This window comes from Pseudenhygromyxa sp. WMMC2535, from assembly GCF_011083025.2.
The window spans coordinates 7,784,106-7,798,852 of the sequence record NZ_JABJWV010000001.1 but is presented as its reverse complement, the minus strand read 5'-3'; the positions used below and the strand labels follow the sequence as shown (position 1 = coordinate 7,798,852).

Here is a 14,747-nt window from a genome sequence, read left to right as displayed (position 1 = left end):
GGCCCTCACTCACCGCAGAGCGCGGCCTCGTGGGTGGCCGTGGCCGCGTCCCCCTCGGCCTCGGCGATGGCCGCGAGGTCGCAGTGCAGCCCGGGGATGAAGGGATTTTGTCGCAGGGCGCGATCGAGGGCTCCGGCGGCGCCCTCGAGGTCACCGGTCAGGCGCCGGGCGCGGGCCTCGGCGGCGGCGACGTTGGCGTTGTCCGGTTCGTCCTCGGCGGCGGCGATCAGCAGGGGGAGCGCTTCGGCGGGGCGGTCTAGCTGAAGGTAGAGCTCGCCGAGGCGCCGGCCGAGCTTGGGGTCTTCGCGGGCCTGGCGATCGGCCGCGCGGGCTTTTTCGTACTCGATGACGGCGGCCTCGACGTGGCCGCGCAGGGTCAAGAGCACGCCCAGGCGCGCGTGCTGCCGGGCCTGGCCGCCGCCGAGGTGGGAGAACACGTCGCCTTGCAAGCTGGGGTCGACGGCGGCGTCCTCGTCGTCCTCGCCGCGGAAGCTGAGCGCCGAGAGGTTGCCGGTGTTGCCGCCTCGCTTGGTCCGCGCGGCCATGACCTCGCGCCAGTGCGCGAAGAAGGCGTCGAAGTCTCCGCCCCAGGCGTTGGCGAAGGCGATCTTCGCGTCGACGCCGAGACCGACCTGATCCATGAACTTGGCCATGCCGGCCTCGCCGCGCTCCTCCTCGAGCAGGCCGAGCATGGTCTGGGCCTCGGCGTAGGCGAGGGCGGCGAGCTCCTGGCTGGGGAGCATGGCGACCGAGGGGTGCATCTGCTCGAGGGTGACGAGCTCTCCGCTGGCCAGGGCGTCGTGGAGCAGCTGGCGGATCGGCGGCTCGAGGGCGAGGGGGCCGGAGGGGTCCTCGCGCCAGCGCGTCTCCATGAGCTTGGCCATGCCCTCTTGCATCCACACCGGCGCGTTGTTGCGCGTGCGCATGGTCAGCAGGTAGTGGACGTACTCGTGCACGGCGGTGTCGAGCCAGCCGTAGCCATAGAGCATCACCCGCGGGGTGATCATCATGATCCGCCGGTACTTGCAGATCCCGATGGTCCCCGTGGTGTAGATGTTCTCGAGGGTCAGGGGCGTGACCAGGGCGAGCTTGCCGGGCTCGTCGTAGAACTCGAAGCGGATCGGGGCCTCGGGGCGCACGCCGACGTCCTCGCCGAGGCGATCGTAGGCGGTGGCCATGGCCGCGAACAGATAGGGGGCGAGGAGCTCGTCCTTGGGATCGGCGAACACGGCCTCGAAGCGGCCGTCGGGGCTGCGCAGGGTCCGGGCGTCGCCGAGGGCGAGCTGGGCTCCGCGGGCGACGTCGAGGAAGTGCTGGGCACGGCGCTCGACAGGGCTGGAGCTGGGCCCGGCTTTGGGGCGCGCGCCGGCCTCGGCGGCGATCACCCCCGCGAGCAGGACCTCGGCGTCTTCGTAGCGCGCCTCATAGAGGGCGAGCACGCCGGCCGCGAGGTCGCGCTCGCTGCGGTCGGCGATGTCCTCGAGGCGCTCGCTGGCCTCCTCGAGATCCCAGGCGTCGACGCTGCGCATGAACGCGGCGAGGGCCTCGCTCGTCTCCCGCGCCGACTCGGGAGCGGACTCGGTCGCCGAGGTTGAGGGCGGCGCGGCCTGGGCCGTCGGCTCGGTGCGGCCCAGGCAGAGCGCGAGGGCGCCGCTGAGCGCGAGGAGGGCTAGGAGCCCCAGTCGCTTTGGCGCAGCGGGGGCGCTCTGAGAGCGGGCGGTGGGCGGCTCGGGGCGTGGGCTCATCGCAGCAGCTCCTCGTAGTATCGCTTGGTGTCGTCGCTGAAGTCGTCGCGCTTGCCCTCGCGCATGGCCTCGACGACCTGATCGCGCAGCGAGCGATCGCGTTCGGCCTCGGTCGAGGACTCGCCGCCGCTGCCTGCCGGCGGGGGCGGGGGCGAGCTGCGCCGGAGGCTGTCGATGGCGCGCTGGATGCTCTGCCAGGCGCGCTGCTCACCTTGGAGGGCACCCTCGAGGGCGGCGTCGTCGAGGGACTCGGAGGCCTCGCCCATGGCCTGGTCGGCGCCGCGCATGGCCTGGACGCCGGGCTCCGGGAGGATGTCGGCGGCGGGGTCGTCGAGCAGGTGCTCCCCGCGCTGGCGCAGGCTCTGCTGGCGATCGCCGAGCTCGGTCAGGCGCGCGACGTCCTCGGGAGTCAGGACCTCGTCGGGATCGGGCAGGCCCTGGCGCAGGCTCTGGCCGAGGCGCTGGGCCTCGCGGCTGAGCTGGCGCAGCGCTCGGCCCTCGTCCTCGTCGGCCTTGGCTCCCTCGCGGGCGCGCTCGAGGGCCTCGGCTGCGGCCGCGGCGGCCTCGAACATGTCCAGGGCGCTGGCTCGTCCGCTCGCGCCCGGGTCGTCGTCCTCACTTCGCTCGCCCCGCTCACCCTGCTCGCCAGGGCGCTGGCCGGCGCTCGCGGCCTCGAGAGCCTGGAGCGCCGCGCGAGCGTCCTCCCAGGCCTCGCGGCCCTCGCGGGAGAGGTGCGCGTCGTTGATGGCCTCGAGGCGCTCGCGCAGAGACTGGGCCTCCTGGCGGGCGCGCTGGGCCGATTCGTCGCTGGCCGCGCGATCCCCCACGGCCTCGCGCCAGCGCTCGTGGAGCTGGCGCGTCTCCCCGCGCAGGCCGGTCTGCTCGTCCTGGAGGCGGCTGAGCTCGCGGAGCATCTTCATGCGCTTTTGATCCTCTTCGGACAGGGCGGGGGCCTCGGCCTCGGCGCCGCTGTCCTGGACCTGCTCGCGCATGCGTCGGATCGCGTCGAGGCCCTCGCGGGCCTGTTCGAGGGCGCCCTCGACGTCTCCGCGGCGGAGCTGCTCGAGCAGGGCCTGGCTCTGCATGCGCGCCTCCATGGCCCGCAGGGCGTCGAGGTTCATCCACTCCTCGCCGACCTCCTTGCGCAGCTGGGCCCGGGCTTCCTGGACGCGGCGCATGTCCTCGCGGATGCGCTGCTCGAGCTGCTCGACGGCCGGGCGCACGCTCTCGTCGCCCGCGGCCAGCTGCTCGAGCAGCTCGACGAGCTTTTGCTGCGAGACCTGCAGGCGGGCGACCAGGGCCTCGAGGCGATCGATGATCTGGCCGTCGACGAGGTCGTCGAGGCGGATGATCTCGTCCTCGAGCTGGCTGACCTCCCTGGGGTTGTGCTTGGCGAGCTTGGTGAGCACCTGGGGCACGCCGTCGAGATCGGCGAGCTCGCTGCCGGGGGGGAGGTCCTCGTAGATGGCGAGCTCGCGGCGGTGGAGCTCGAGCAGGCGCTCGTGGACCCCGGCCAAGGTCGCGACGTCGCGCTCGGCGACCATGGTGTCGACGGCGAGGGCGTCGACGGCGTCGGCGAGCATGGTCAGCAGGGCGCCGGCGCCCTCGTGGAGGTCGGTGGCGTCGGCGAGCTTGCGGCGCAGGAGCAGGGGGCGGTCGCTGGCCGCCTCTTGGATCCCGTCGAAGCTCTCGGTGGTCAGGCGCGCGGCCAGGAGGTCGACGGCCGCGTCGCGGATCGCCTGGAGGTCGGCGATGTTCTCGGCGTGCTCGGCCTCCTCGTCGTGGACGAGCAGGCGCTGGCGGGCCGAGGCGGTGACCTTGCCGGGGCCGTCGGGCAGGGGGAGGAGGCCGAGGCCTGGATCGTTGTCGCGGACCTCGATCCAGTAGGTGACCTCGGCGCGGGCCGCGAGGGGGATCGTCGAGAGATCCCAGTCGTAGCGATGACGCCAGCTGCGTGCGGAGCCGCCTCGGGCCTCGAGGTCGCCCGCGGGCAGACGAAAGCGCTCCTCTTCGCCGGGCGGCCCGAGCTCGTAGACCAGCTCGGCTCCGACCACGCCAAAGTCGTCCCGGGCAGAGAAGCGTAGCTCGACGCGGTCGGTCTCGCTGGCTTCGCGCCGGGACTCGGGCAGGGGCAGGAGCTCGACCTCGGGGGGCATGTCGGGCTCGAGCTCGATGCGCATCGGCTCCGAGCGCAGGCCACGGCGCAGGGCGGTGTCGAGGTTCTGTCCGTCCTCGTCGAGGAGCACGACGACCCAGCTGGCCGCGCCGCGCACGTTGAAGGACCCGGTCCAGCGTGTGTCGGCCGCGTGCGCGAGGGGGATGACCTCGGGGCCGGGGGCGTCGGCGCGCGCGACTGGTCCGACGGGGTCGTGGACCAGGATCAGCGAGACCCCGGCGGCGGCCTCGACCACACGCATGTCGAGGGAGATTTCCGTGCCGGCGGGGACCCGCAGCGCGCCGCTGGGGTTGGGGACGACGCGGTCCGGTCGCCGCGTGTGCGCCGGGTAGTGCAGCTCGAGCTCGAGCTCGGTCCACACGGGGCGAGGCGGCGTGGGCGGGCGGCCGTCTTCGCCGGCGGTGAGCAGGGTGAGCCCGCTGGCGCCGGGCTCGAGGAAGGTGGCGCCCGCGAGGCCCGCGAGGGCGATCGCTATCGCCAGCACGCGCGCGCCGAGGTGCGGGCGGGGCAGGCCGAGGCGCGGATCCATGGCCAGGGTCGCCGCGCCGATGCGCCGGACATAGGCGTCGGCCAGCTCGGGAGAGCGCTGAGCCTGGGTGTCGAGCCACAGCTCGGTCGCGCCGAGGATCTCCTGGCGCAAGGTCACGTCGCGCTCGCGTTCGCGCGGCGTGGCGTGGGCTTGGTCATGGAGGGGGCCCGGGGTCGCGGCGATCCCCTGGGCGACGCTCTGGTGGGAGCGCAGGCGCCGAACGATCGGCCGGCCGCGGAGCACGGCCCAGATCGCCGGGGACAGGGTGACGACGGCCAGGCCCCAGGTGGCGCCCAGATCCCCCCGCAGGCTCAGGCCGACCGCGAGCTGCAACGCAGCGCAGAGCACCGCCCAGAGGGTGAGGATCTCGAGGAAGAGGGTGGCGATGGCGCGGCGTCGCGCTGCGCCACGAACGGCGTCCAGGTAGTCGCGGAGCAGCTGAGCCGGGGGCAGGGCGGGCATGCGCTCCCCTGGTATACCCCGCGAGCGAGGGCGCTCGCCGCGAGATGTCTACCCTGGGGTGGCCCCAGAGCGGGCCAGGGCCGGTGTTTTGCGGAGGTCGCGCTGGCGGCTGGCCTTGCCAGGAGCCCTTCGAGCGTCCATTGGGTATAACCGTGCCCACGGCCGAGCCGGACCTGCGGAGTCTGCGCTATGCTCCTCTCCCGCCGATGAACGCTGAATAGCGATCTCGCGCCCCCGTCCCAGGTCCCCGTCCGAGACTTCGTCTCCGATCCCCGCCCGAGTCTTCGTTACAGTCTCCGCACTCCCCCCGTCCCTCGAGCCCGAAGCCCCCCAGCCCCCTCCAGCAAGGCAGAAGCGATTCACGTGGTCTCCACAGACGCCGAGGACCTCGCGCTGGTCACCGCAGTCAAAGGCGGCGACGCGCGAGCGTTCAAAGTCCTGATGCAGCGCTATCAGCGCAAGGTGTACGCGATCGCCTACGGATACCTCCGCAACCAGGAGGACGCCCTGGACGTCGTGCAGGAGAGCTTCATCAAGGTTCACCGCTACATCGCCAAGTTCGAGGGCAACTCGAGCTTCTACACCTGGCTGTACCGGATCGTGGCCAACCTCTGCATCGACCACCTGCGCAAGGCCAAGCGCCACCGGGACGTCGAGTTCGACGACGGCCTGCGCCACGACGGCAAGGACGAGCCGCCCTCGGATCTCGTGCCCCACCTGGCGCGCTTCGGGGACCCCTCCGACATGCTCCGCCGCAAGGAGATCCTCGCGGCGGTCGAGTCGAGCCTGGATCACCTCAGTGACAAGCACCGCGCGGTGATCGTCATGCGCGAGCTGCAGGGCATGTCCTACGAGGAGATGGCGCAGGCGATGAAGTGCTCCAAGGGGACGATCATGAGCCGCCTGTTTCACGCCCGGCGAAACATGCAAAAGCTGCTGACGGAGAATCTTGGCGCCTGCGTTCCGTCTCAAGAAGCCGAGGCCGAGGGGCACACGCCGGTGGCACAGACCGCCGAGGCAGCCACGGGAGGCTTGTGATGAGCAGCCAGAGCAGCATTCAGGGTCAAGACGAGCGACTTCATGCCTTCTTCGACGACGAGCTCGAAGACAGCGAGCGGGCGCTGGTCCAGGCCGAGATCGAGCGCGACGCGGACCTCGCCGGGGAGATCGACGACATCTCCTTCATGCGAGAGATCGTGATCGGCGCGCTCGAGCGCCAGGCGGAGCGGGTGCCGGAGGCGCGCTTCGAGCAGCTGTGGGACAACTTCGAGGCCACCTTGGAGCGCGAGTCCCGGCTCCAGGAGGCCGCGGAGGCGCCGCCGCGGCCCTGGCAGCGGCTCTTCTCCTGGCTGCGCCCCGCTCGCTTGCCCCTGGCGGCGGTCGCCACGGCCGGTCTACTGGCGATCATTTTCGCGCGCTCGGTCGGCGACCCCGCTCCCGAGCTGGCCGACGGCGCGGAGGTGGCCGAGCCTGGTGCAGAAGCCGGCGAGAAGCCTGCGAATACGCCGAAGCGCCCCGCGTCTGAACGCCCGGCCGCGGGCGCTTCGAAGGGCGAGCCCCCTCGGATCGCGGCGGTCCCTCCGCCCAAGCCCGCACCTGGCGATCCTCAGGCACCCGAGATGAATTTTCCCCAGCCCGAGCCCGGCGAGGCCGAGATTCGTCACATCGAGTTCGGCGGTCGCAGTGGGAGTATCTCCCAGGTCGAAGGCGCGCGCGGGACCACGACCGTCATCTGGGTCAGCGAAGACGACCCGGTGGACAGTGAGCGTTCACTATGACGAGCAAGCACTCGAAGTTTCTGGCCTCTTCTCTCTGCGCCGTGATGACGGCGCTGCCCGCCGTGCTCGTCGCCGGCGCGGTCTCTCTGAGCGCTGGCACGGCACAGGCGGCGCTGACCAAGGCAGCCTGCCGAGTCGACGCCATCGAGGCCAGCCCAGAGGGCGACGGGACGATTCCCGCGGAGCTCTCCTTCCTCGCCGATCAGCTTCAAGCCCCCGAATTCGGGCGCTACAAGAGCTTCAAGCACATCGGCCGCCACGACTTCACGCTCGAGCTCAGCAAGGTCGTCGAGCACAAGTTCAAGTCGGGGCACACCGTCGAGCTCAGCTTGCTCGGCGGCGAAAAAGACAAGCTCGAGCTGCGCACCGACCTGGCCCGCAACGGGACCAGCCTGGTCAACATGTCGTTCTCGCTGCGCGCCAAGCAGGTGATGCTGATCCCCGTGCGCCGCGGCGACTCGGCGGTGATCTTCGCCTACCAGTGCAAGACCTGAGCGCGCCCACCCGCGCGAGCGGCCAGCGCCGAGTTCGGCGCTGACCCCAGAGCAACCCCGAGAGCAGCCCCGAGAACAGAATGGAGGCGGTGGATCGCGCGATCCATCGCCTCTGCTGCGTGTTTTCGGGTCTGTCGCGGCGCCTCTGCGCTCGGCGCTCGTGGATGAAGTCGGCGCCCTCGGGCGTCGTGGACAGCCCTGCTAAGGTCCCCCGACATGTCTTCGGCTCGCCCAACCCCCGCCGCGTCGAGCTCGCCCGCGGGGCCCGTCGATGGTCCGCGCGGCGGGATTCGTTGGCGGCGTGTGGCGAAGATCGTGGCGATCGTCGCGGGTGCGCTGGTCGGCCTGGGCCTGATCGCGGTGCTCACTGCTCCTCGCTGGGCTGCGGGCTTCGTCGAGGCCGAGCTCGAGCAGCGCCTGAGTCGGCGCCTCGCCCTCGACGTGGAGATCGGCGAGCTCGAGCTGGGCTGGCGAAGGGCGGGGATGGGCGCGGTGGTGCTCCGCGGAGACGACCTCGATCTCCAGGTCGACGAGGTCGAGGTCAGCCTCGACCGCGAGGGGCTGTGGTCGGCGCGCTTCGAGGTCGTCGAGGTCGAGGCCAGCGGGGGACACCTCGCGGGTGATAGCGAGGCTCTCGAGGCCCTCGCCGAGCGCCTGCGCGGCCTCGGAGAAGAGGACCCCGACGACGAGGGGCGCGGCTTCCTGCGCCGGCGGATGCGGCTGACACCCGAGGCCCTCGAGCTGCGCGGCCTCGCCTTCGAGCTGCGCGAGGGCGAGGCCCGGGGCGAAGGGGAGGGCGAGGCGCGGCGGATCACGGGGACCCTCGCGGCCACCGTCGAGCCGACGCGCCGCCGCGTCGATCTGCGCGTGGCTGGGCTGATCGCCGAGCTCGGCCTCGGCCGGCCGGTGCGCGCCGCCTCGGTGCGCACGACCCTCGAGCAGCGCGACGGCCCCGATGCCCTGCGCTTCCCCCTGGCCGTGGACGTCGCGGGGGTCTCGGCCAAGATCGACGAGAACATCGCGGTCGCCGGCGTCCACGGGACGATCACCTTGCTCGATGCCCGCGCCAGCGAGCTGAGCGTGGCGCTCTCGGGGGGCTTCGCCGAGGCCGAGGACGAGGATCGAGAGCGGCCCGACTCTGGCGCTCGCGCGGCGGGGGACGAGAGCGAGGGCGGAGATCTGTGGTCGATCTCCGGTCGCTTCGCCCGCGACCTCTCGGCCGGCGACATCGCCGTCGACATGCAGTCCTTCGAACTCGGCCGGGTGCCCCAGGTCCTCGCCCGCTTGCCCCTGGTGGACTCGGAGAAGGCGACCATCGGCGGGCACCTCGAGGTCGACTTCGGCGGCCCTGGCGGCCTCGCCAAGCTCGTCGGCAGCCTCGCCGTGGACGGCCTCGACGTCAGCCACCGCCTGCTCGCCCGCGAGGTCGTCCGCGAGGTCGGCTTCACCGTCGACATCGACGCCGAGCTCGACCCGGCCGCGCGGGCCCTGACCATCGAGCGCCTGACCCTCGGCCGCGGGGGCGTGGCGCTGGTCGTCGAGGGGGAGATCCGCCACCCCGAGCGCCGGGAGGACCGCCGCTATCACCTCGACATGCACGTGCCCGAGGTCGGCTGCCAGGCGGTGCTCGACGCCATCCCCCGGGAGCTGATCCCCGGGCTGGTCGACTTCCGCCTCGGCGGGCAGTTCTCGGCGCAGGTCGTCTTCGACGCCGACTTCTCCGATCTCGAGGCCCTCGAGCTCGACGGCGAGATCGACCTCGACGGCTGCGCCGTGCGCGAGGCTCCGTGGCGAGCCTCGGCCGCGCGCCTGAGCCGGGGCTTCACCCACCGCGTGACCATGCGCGACGGTCGGACCCGGACCTTGCGGCTGTTCCCCGGCTCGAGCAGCTACACCCCCCTCGACAACATCTCGCGCTACATGACCGAGGCGGTGCTGACCACCGAGGACGGGAGCTTCCGCCGCCACGACGGCTTCAACACCAAGCAGCTCCAGGTCGCCCTCAAGCGCAACTTGATGGCCGGCCGCGTTCGCCTGGGCGCGTCGACGATCACCATGCAGATGGTCAAGAACGTGCTGCTCAGCCACGAGCGCACGCTCTCGCGCAAGCTCCAGGAGCTGTTCTCGACCTGGTGGGTGGAGCAGGCCCTGAGCAAGCAGCGGATCATGGAGCTCTACCTCAACGTGATCGAATTCGGTCCGGGGGTCTACGGGGTCACCAACGCCGCGCGCCACTACTTTGGCAAGCACCCGGCCGAGCTGACCTCGCTCGAGGCGGCCTACCTCGCGCTGATGTTGCCCAGCCCCGTGCGCCGCCACGCCGACTACTGCAACGGCGAGATCAGCGAGCGCTTCTCGGCCAAGGCGCACTGGATCCACGACCTGATGCTCGAGCGCGAGCGGATCACCGCCGAGGAGCACGCGGTCTATTCGAACATGCCGCTGACCTTCGATCTGCTCGAGCGCGGGGATCCGGCGGCCTGCCTCGAAGAGATCGAGGCCCTGCTCGCGGCCGAGCACACGCAGCGCGCGCTCTCGGGCCTGCTCGGCGAGCGCGACGCGGGGGACTGGGAGGCGGTCGAGTCGGGCCGCGACGCGCCCGTGTCGACGACCTGGGGCGTGCGCCCGCCCTTGCCCGACGCCCTGCCAGGGCCGCCCCTGTTGGTCGACGGCGAGTTCGATGGCCAGGTCGATGGCCAGATCGATGGCCAGATCGATGGTGGGCTCGGTGGGGAGCTGCCGGGGGAAGTGCAGCCCGGCGCCTCGGACGAGGAGATCGAGGGGCGCCTCCAGCCTCGGGACGATCGCGGGTGGATGAACCCCGCGGTGCCGGTCGACAGGGATCCCGCCAACGCCGACGCCCCCGGGCGCCCGGCCATGGACGAGGCTCCCTAGCCAAGGTAGGTGCTCGGATCATGAAACGCCGCGAGATCCAGGCGATGATCGCCCACTACGGGGCCGACGCGCTGACCGAGGCTCTCGAGCCTTTTGTCAGCGAGCGCCGCCTGGCGCGGATCGAGGCCGTGCTCGACGCCCGCCTGACCAGCGTCGAGGTCGCCGTCGAGCGCCCCTACGATCCCCACAACGCCGCGGCCGTGGTCCGCAGCGCCGAGGCCCTCGGTGCCTGGGGCGTGCACGTGATCGCGGCGAGCGAGCGCATCGTCCGCAACCGCTCGACCACCGCGGGGACGGGCGAGTGGCTCGAGGTCAGCAGCTACGGCGATCTCGACGCCTTCCTGGGCTCGGCGCGGGCGCGTGGAATGACCCTCGCGGGCGCGTGCGTCGACGCCACGCACATGCTCGACGAGCTCCCCCTCGACCGCCCGATCTGCCTGCTCTTCGGCAACGAGCACGCCGGCCTGAGCCCCGCGGCCCAGGCCGCCTGCGAGCTGCGCTACCGCATCCCGATCCACGGCTTCGCCGAGAGTTACAACCTCTCGGTCTCGGCGGCGCTGAGCTTGTACTCGCTGACCGCCCGCAAGCGGGCGGCCCTCGGCCGCGCCGGCGATCTCGACGCCAGCGACCCCCGCCGGGCCGGCGAGCGCCTGCGCTGGATCGTCCAGAGCGTCGATCCTCGCCACGTTCGGGCCCGCTTCCCGCTTCCAGCCCCGCCCCGGCCGACGCCCGATCTCGGCGCCGGCGATGACACGACGGGCGTCGAGTAGACTGCGCGCCGTGGCCGATCACGCGAGCGAGCAGCCCGAGCAGCCGGGGTCCCCACCGACGCCTCCGCGCGGACCCTACCGGGCCCCGCGCTGGCTGAAGATCACCCTGATCAGCGCGGTGATCCTCGTCGTCCTCGGCGGGCTCGCCGGTATCGGCTCGATCGTCGGCGTGTTTTGGTTTTACGGGCGCAGCGTCGAGGACATCGACGAGCAGGCCCTGCGCGACTATCGGCCGCCCCAGGTCACCCGCGTGCTCGATCGCAAGGGTGTGCTGATCGGCGAGATCTTCACGCAACGCCGGACCTTCATCGCCTACGAGGACATCCCCGCCCACGTCGAGAACGCGTTCTTGGCCGCGGAGGACGCGGACTTCTACCGCCACGAGGGCATGGACTACATCGGCATGGTCCGCGCGCTGGTCGCCAACGTGCGCGCTGGGGCCATGCGCCAGGGCGCCTCGACGATCACCCAGCAGGTCGTGAAAAATTTCCTGCTCTCGCCGGAGCGGACCTTCGAGCGCAAGGTCCAGGAGCTGATCTTGGCCCGGCGCATCGAGGAGCTCCTCGACAAGAGCGAGATCCTCGAGCTCTACCTCAACGAGATCTACCTCGGCCACGGGCGCTACGGCATCGAGGAGGCCAGCCGCTTCTACTTTGGCAAGGGCACCGCCGACATCGACCTCGGCCAGGCCGCGCTGCTCGCCACCTTGCCCAAGGCGCCGAGCACCTCGACGCCCTACAAGAACTACGACAAGGCCAAGGCGCGCCAGCGCTACGTGCTCGAGCAGATGCAAAAGCACGGCTTCGCCACGCCCGACGAGGTCGCCAAGTACCTCGACGCGCCCCTCGAGATTGTCTCGCGCGACGCCAATTCCGACGTCGACACCGAGATCGACCCCGAGCGCGCGGCCAAGGTCCAGCCCGGGGCGGAGGAGTTCGTCGACATCGCCAAGGCCGAGCTCGTCGAGCGCTACGGCGCGGACGCCCTCGGCGAGCTCGGGGCCACGGTGACCATGACCGTCGACCTCGAGGTCCAGCGCGCGGCTCGGCAGTCGGTGCTCGACGGCCTCGTGGCCATGGACACGCGCCGCCAGTGGGGCCACGGCATCTCGCCGGCCAAGGACAACAACCGCGCCCGGGCGATCAAGCGCGGGGCCGGGGCGCACGCCGCGGGCAAGATCTACCCGGTGATCATCGACGCGCGCGGCCCCGAGATCCCCGAGGGCCTGCGCGAGCGCGGCTTCCCGGCGACCATCGGCGACGAGCTGAAGGTCTGGGTCCGCGTCGAGCCGGGCAGCCGCTACGACGATCCCAAGCTGACCCACGCCCAGCAATTCCCCGCCGGCGGGATCACCATGGGCCGGCTGCTCGCGCTCGAGGCCCCGGCGGAGCTCGGCCTGCCCAAGGGCTGGGCGCTGGCCGAGATCGGATCGGGGCCCGAGGCCGCCACGGTGATCGCGGAGGTCGACAGCGGCGAGGTCCTGGCGATGGTCGGCGGCTACCGCTACAGCCGCGGCGACTTCAATCGGGTGCTCAAGGCCAAGCGCCAGCCGGGCTCCTCGTTCAAGCCCTTCGTCTACGGCGCGGCGATCCAGTCGCGGCGCTTCACGGCCGCCAGCTTGATCGAGGACTCTCCGGAGATCTACGAGAAGTGGCGGCCGACCAACTACGAGCGCGACGTCTACCGCGGCGAGATCCGCATGCGCGTGGCCCTGACCCACTCGGTCAACACCGTGGCCATCAAGCTCCTCGACGCCGTGGGCATCGACGCGGCCATCGATCTCGCCGCGGCCTGCGGCATCGAGACCGAGCTGGGCCGCGACCTGTCCCTGGCCCTGGGTACCTCGGAGGTCAGCCCCTTCGAGCTGATGCGCGCCTATTTGACCCTCGCCCGCGGCGGCTCGCGGATCGAGCCGAGCTTCATCCGCTCGATCGCGGTCCCCGGCGAGGACACCTGGACGCCCGAGCGGGAGGTCGAGCAGGTCGTCGACGCCGGGGTGGTGTTCATCGTCGCCAGCTTGATGCGCTCGGTGGTCGAGGAGGGCACGGGGACCGGGGCCAAGAAGCTCGGGGTCCCGGTGGCTGGTAAGACCGGCACGGCCGCGGAGAGCCGCGACGCCTGGTTCGCCGGCTTCACCGAGGACTTCGTGACCGTGTCCTGGGTCGGCTTCGACACGCCCAAGCCGATGCGCCGCGAGAGCGGCGGCAAGGCGGCGCTGCCGATCTGGCTGGGGGTGATGAAGGCCGCCCTGGCGCGCCCGAAGCCGGAAGAGGTCGCCACCTTCGCGCCGCAGTTCTCTCCCTTCACGCCGCCGCCTTCGGTCAGCGTGCGGACCATCGATCGGACCACTGGCCTGCTCGCGCCGGCCACGGTGACCAACGCCGAGGGCCTCGAGGTCCCGCCGGATCCCGCCACGGTGCTCGAGGAGTACTTCCTGGTCGGGACCGAGCCCACTGAGGTCGCCAGCGCGGCTGCGGCCGCGGGCGAGGCGGAGACGGACATCCTGCTCGATCTCTACGGGGACGAGCCGGGTGAAGCGCCCGAGGAGGAGGGGGAAGGCGACGAGTTTGGTGATGAGTCCGAGGTGGACGGGGCAGCGGCTCCGCCGGCGGTTCCCCAGGAGGAGCCGATCGAGCAGGGGGAGGAGCCCGTCCAGCCTGCGCAGCCCGAGTCCGATCCCGAACCCGGCCTCGATCTCGAGGGTCTCCCGAGTCTCTGATTGGCCTCGCTGCACCCGAAGCAGCGGCCCGCTTCGAGCCGAGCCCGAACGGCGCCCGGGCGCGGACGCCGTTGCCGAGCGCGGCCGCGAGCCGGGGCGCAGATGTTGGCGGCGCTCCGAGAGCCGGGGCGCAGATGTTGGCGGCGCTCCGAGAGCCCGCGCTCCGAGAGCCCGCGTTCAGACGCGGGCGGCGCTCCGAGAGCCCGCGTTCAGACGCGGGCGGCGTTCCGAGAGCCTGCGTTCAGACGCGGGCGGCGCTCCGATAGCCTGCGTTCAGACGCGGGCGGCGTTCCGATAGCCTGCGTTCAGACGCGGGCGGCGTTCCGATAGCCTGCGTTCAGACGCGGGCGCCGTTGTAGACGCGGGTGTCGAGCTCGAGGGCGGAGAGCACCGCGGCCTCGATCTCGGCGGGGCTCGCCGTGGCGAAGTCGACGCCCTCGAAGAAGGTGTCGTAGGTCTTGAGGACCGTCAGATCGCGGGGGTAGAGCTCGTCCTCGAGGTGCAGCGGCCGGTTGTCGTCGATCTCGGACAGGTCGAGCTCCGCGGTCACGGAGGCGGCGGTGATGACCTCGAAGGGGACCTCGACGAGATCGTCGCCCTCACCCATGCGGGCGACGCCGACGATGTAGACGGTGTTGCCCTCGACGGCCGGGTTGCTGGGTTTGACGTGCTGCTCGGACTCCGGGACGATCATGTAGGGCGCGAAGGTCACGTCGAGGCGGCAGAAGTCGCCGTCGTCGACGGTGACGGCCCCGAGCGCCAAGGTGGTGCGATCGTCGGTGATGACGAAGTCCTCGGCGCAGGGGCCCCAGAACATCTCGAGCGGCGTGGCCTCGCTCGCGCAGCGCACGAGGTCGACCTCGGCGGTGGTCACGTAGGCCTCGTCGAGGGAGACCTGCCAGCCCATGTCGTTGACGAACACGCGGTTGGAGCCGGCGTCGCCGTGGTCGGGGAATTGAAGGTCGTCACTGGGTGTACCAGCGCGGGTAGCAAAGACCTTGACGGTGGCGACGGAGGTGCCGTCGAAGAGCTCGGCCAGCCGGCAGCCCGTCGACATCGAGACCGCCGCCAACATCATGGACATCGCAAAGATTGGGCGTCGGTGCAGGCGAAGCATCGGCGATGGTCGAAAACCTATCAGGCCAAACATCGTGGGACAACGACCAATCGGGTGGTAAG

General features: G+C 71.5%; 9 protein-coding genes. 6 read left to right on the top strand and 3 right to left on the bottom strand.

Annotated features, from left to right (window positions below; genetic code table 11):
* Positions 1-5: 5 nt before the first annotated feature.
* Complete coding sequence (locus G6O69_RS30190) at positions 6-1,745, bottom strand: hypothetical protein (protein ID WP_172306934.1); 1,740 nt, start codon at positions 1,743-1,745, stop codon at positions 6-8.
* A complete protein-coding gene (locus G6O69_RS30185) occupies positions 1,742-4,912 on the bottom strand; it encodes a DUF4175 family protein (RefSeq protein WP_172306933.1) in 3,171 nt (1,056 codons plus the stop codon). The genes G6O69_RS30190 and G6O69_RS30185 overlap by 4 nt, the downstream gene beginning before the upstream one ends.
* A 363-nt stretch (positions 4,913-5,275) precedes the next feature.
* Between G6O69_RS30185 and G6O69_RS30180 the strand changes: the two genes are divergently transcribed.
* The 6 genes from G6O69_RS30180 (at position 5,276) to G6O69_RS30155 (ending at position 13,568) form a co-directional block, all read left to right on the top strand.
* Positions 5,276-5,950 carry a sigma-70 family RNA polymerase sigma factor gene (locus G6O69_RS30180; RefSeq protein ID WP_346017102.1) on the top strand — a complete coding sequence of 225 codons (675 nt, stop codon included), beginning with the start codon at positions 5,276-5,278 and terminating at the stop codon, positions 5,948-5,950.
* Positions 5,950-6,690, top strand: a complete 741-nt coding sequence (locus G6O69_RS30175) for a hypothetical protein (protein WP_172306932.1) — start codon at positions 5,950-5,952, stop codon at positions 6,688-6,690. Before G6O69_RS30180 ends, G6O69_RS30175 begins: the two co-directional genes overlap by 1 nt.
* The gene (locus tag G6O69_RS30170) at positions 6,687-7,184 is read left to right on the top strand and encodes a hypothetical protein (RefSeq protein WP_176397169.1); all 498 of its coding nucleotides are present in this window, start codon (positions 6,687-6,689) and stop codon (positions 7,182-7,184) included. Before G6O69_RS30175 ends, G6O69_RS30170 begins: the two co-directional genes overlap by 4 nt.
* Before the next feature lie 216 nt (positions 7,185-7,400).
* Positions 7,401-10,079, top strand: coding sequence for a biosynthetic peptidoglycan transglycosylase (locus tag G6O69_RS30165; protein ID WP_172306930.1), 2,679 nt, complete (start codon positions 7,401-7,403; stop codon positions 10,077-10,079).
* 20 nt (positions 10,080-10,099) lie between these two features.
* Positions 10,100-10,849: an RNA methyltransferase gene (locus tag G6O69_RS30160; protein ID WP_172306929.1), complete on the top strand. Its 750-nt coding sequence runs from the start codon at positions 10,100-10,102 to the stop codon at positions 10,847-10,849.
* A gap of 10 nt (positions 10,850-10,859) precedes the next feature.
* On the top strand, positions 10,860-13,568 hold the full coding sequence (locus G6O69_RS30155) for a PBP1A family penicillin-binding protein (RefSeq protein ID WP_172306928.1): 2,709 nt from the start codon (positions 10,860-10,862) through the stop codon (positions 13,566-13,568).
* A 337-nt stretch (positions 13,569-13,905) separates the two neighbouring features.
* On the opposite strand, the gene G6O69_RS30150 is transcribed toward G6O69_RS30155, so the two are convergent.
* A complete protein-coding gene (locus G6O69_RS30150; RefSeq protein ID WP_172306927.1) occupies positions 13,906-14,652 on the bottom strand; it encodes a hypothetical protein in 747 nt (248 codons plus the stop codon).
* Positions 14,653-14,747 lie beyond the last annotated feature (95 nt).

Bases quoted from the DNA above. Each gene is read 5' to 3' on its own strand.
- G6O69_RS30190 (WP_172306934.1), bottom strand. From the start codon at position 1,745: ATGAGCCCACGCCCCGAGCCGCCCACCGCCCGCTCTCAGAGCGCCCCC.
- G6O69_RS30185 (WP_172306933.1), bottom strand. From the start codon at position 4,912: ATGCCCGCCCTGCCCCCGGCTCAGCTGCTCCGCGACTACCTGGACGCC.
- G6O69_RS30175 (WP_172306932.1), top strand. From the start codon at position 5,950: ATGAGCAGCCAGAGCAGCATTCAGGGTCAAGACGAGCGACTTCATGCC.
- G6O69_RS30170 (WP_176397169.1), top strand. From the start codon at position 6,687: ATGACGAGCAAGCACTCGAAGTTTCTGGCCTCTTCTCTCTGCGCCGTG.
- G6O69_RS30165 (WP_172306930.1), top strand. From the start codon at position 7,401: ATGTCTTCGGCTCGCCCAACCCCCGCCGCGTCGAGCTCGCCCGCGGGG.
- G6O69_RS30160 (WP_172306929.1), top strand. From the start codon at position 10,100: ATGAAACGCCGCGAGATCCAGGCGATGATCGCCCACTACGGGGCCGAC.
- G6O69_RS30150 (WP_172306927.1), bottom strand. From the start codon at position 14,652: ATGTCCATGATGTTGGCGGCGGTCTCGATGTCGACGGGCTGCCGGCTG.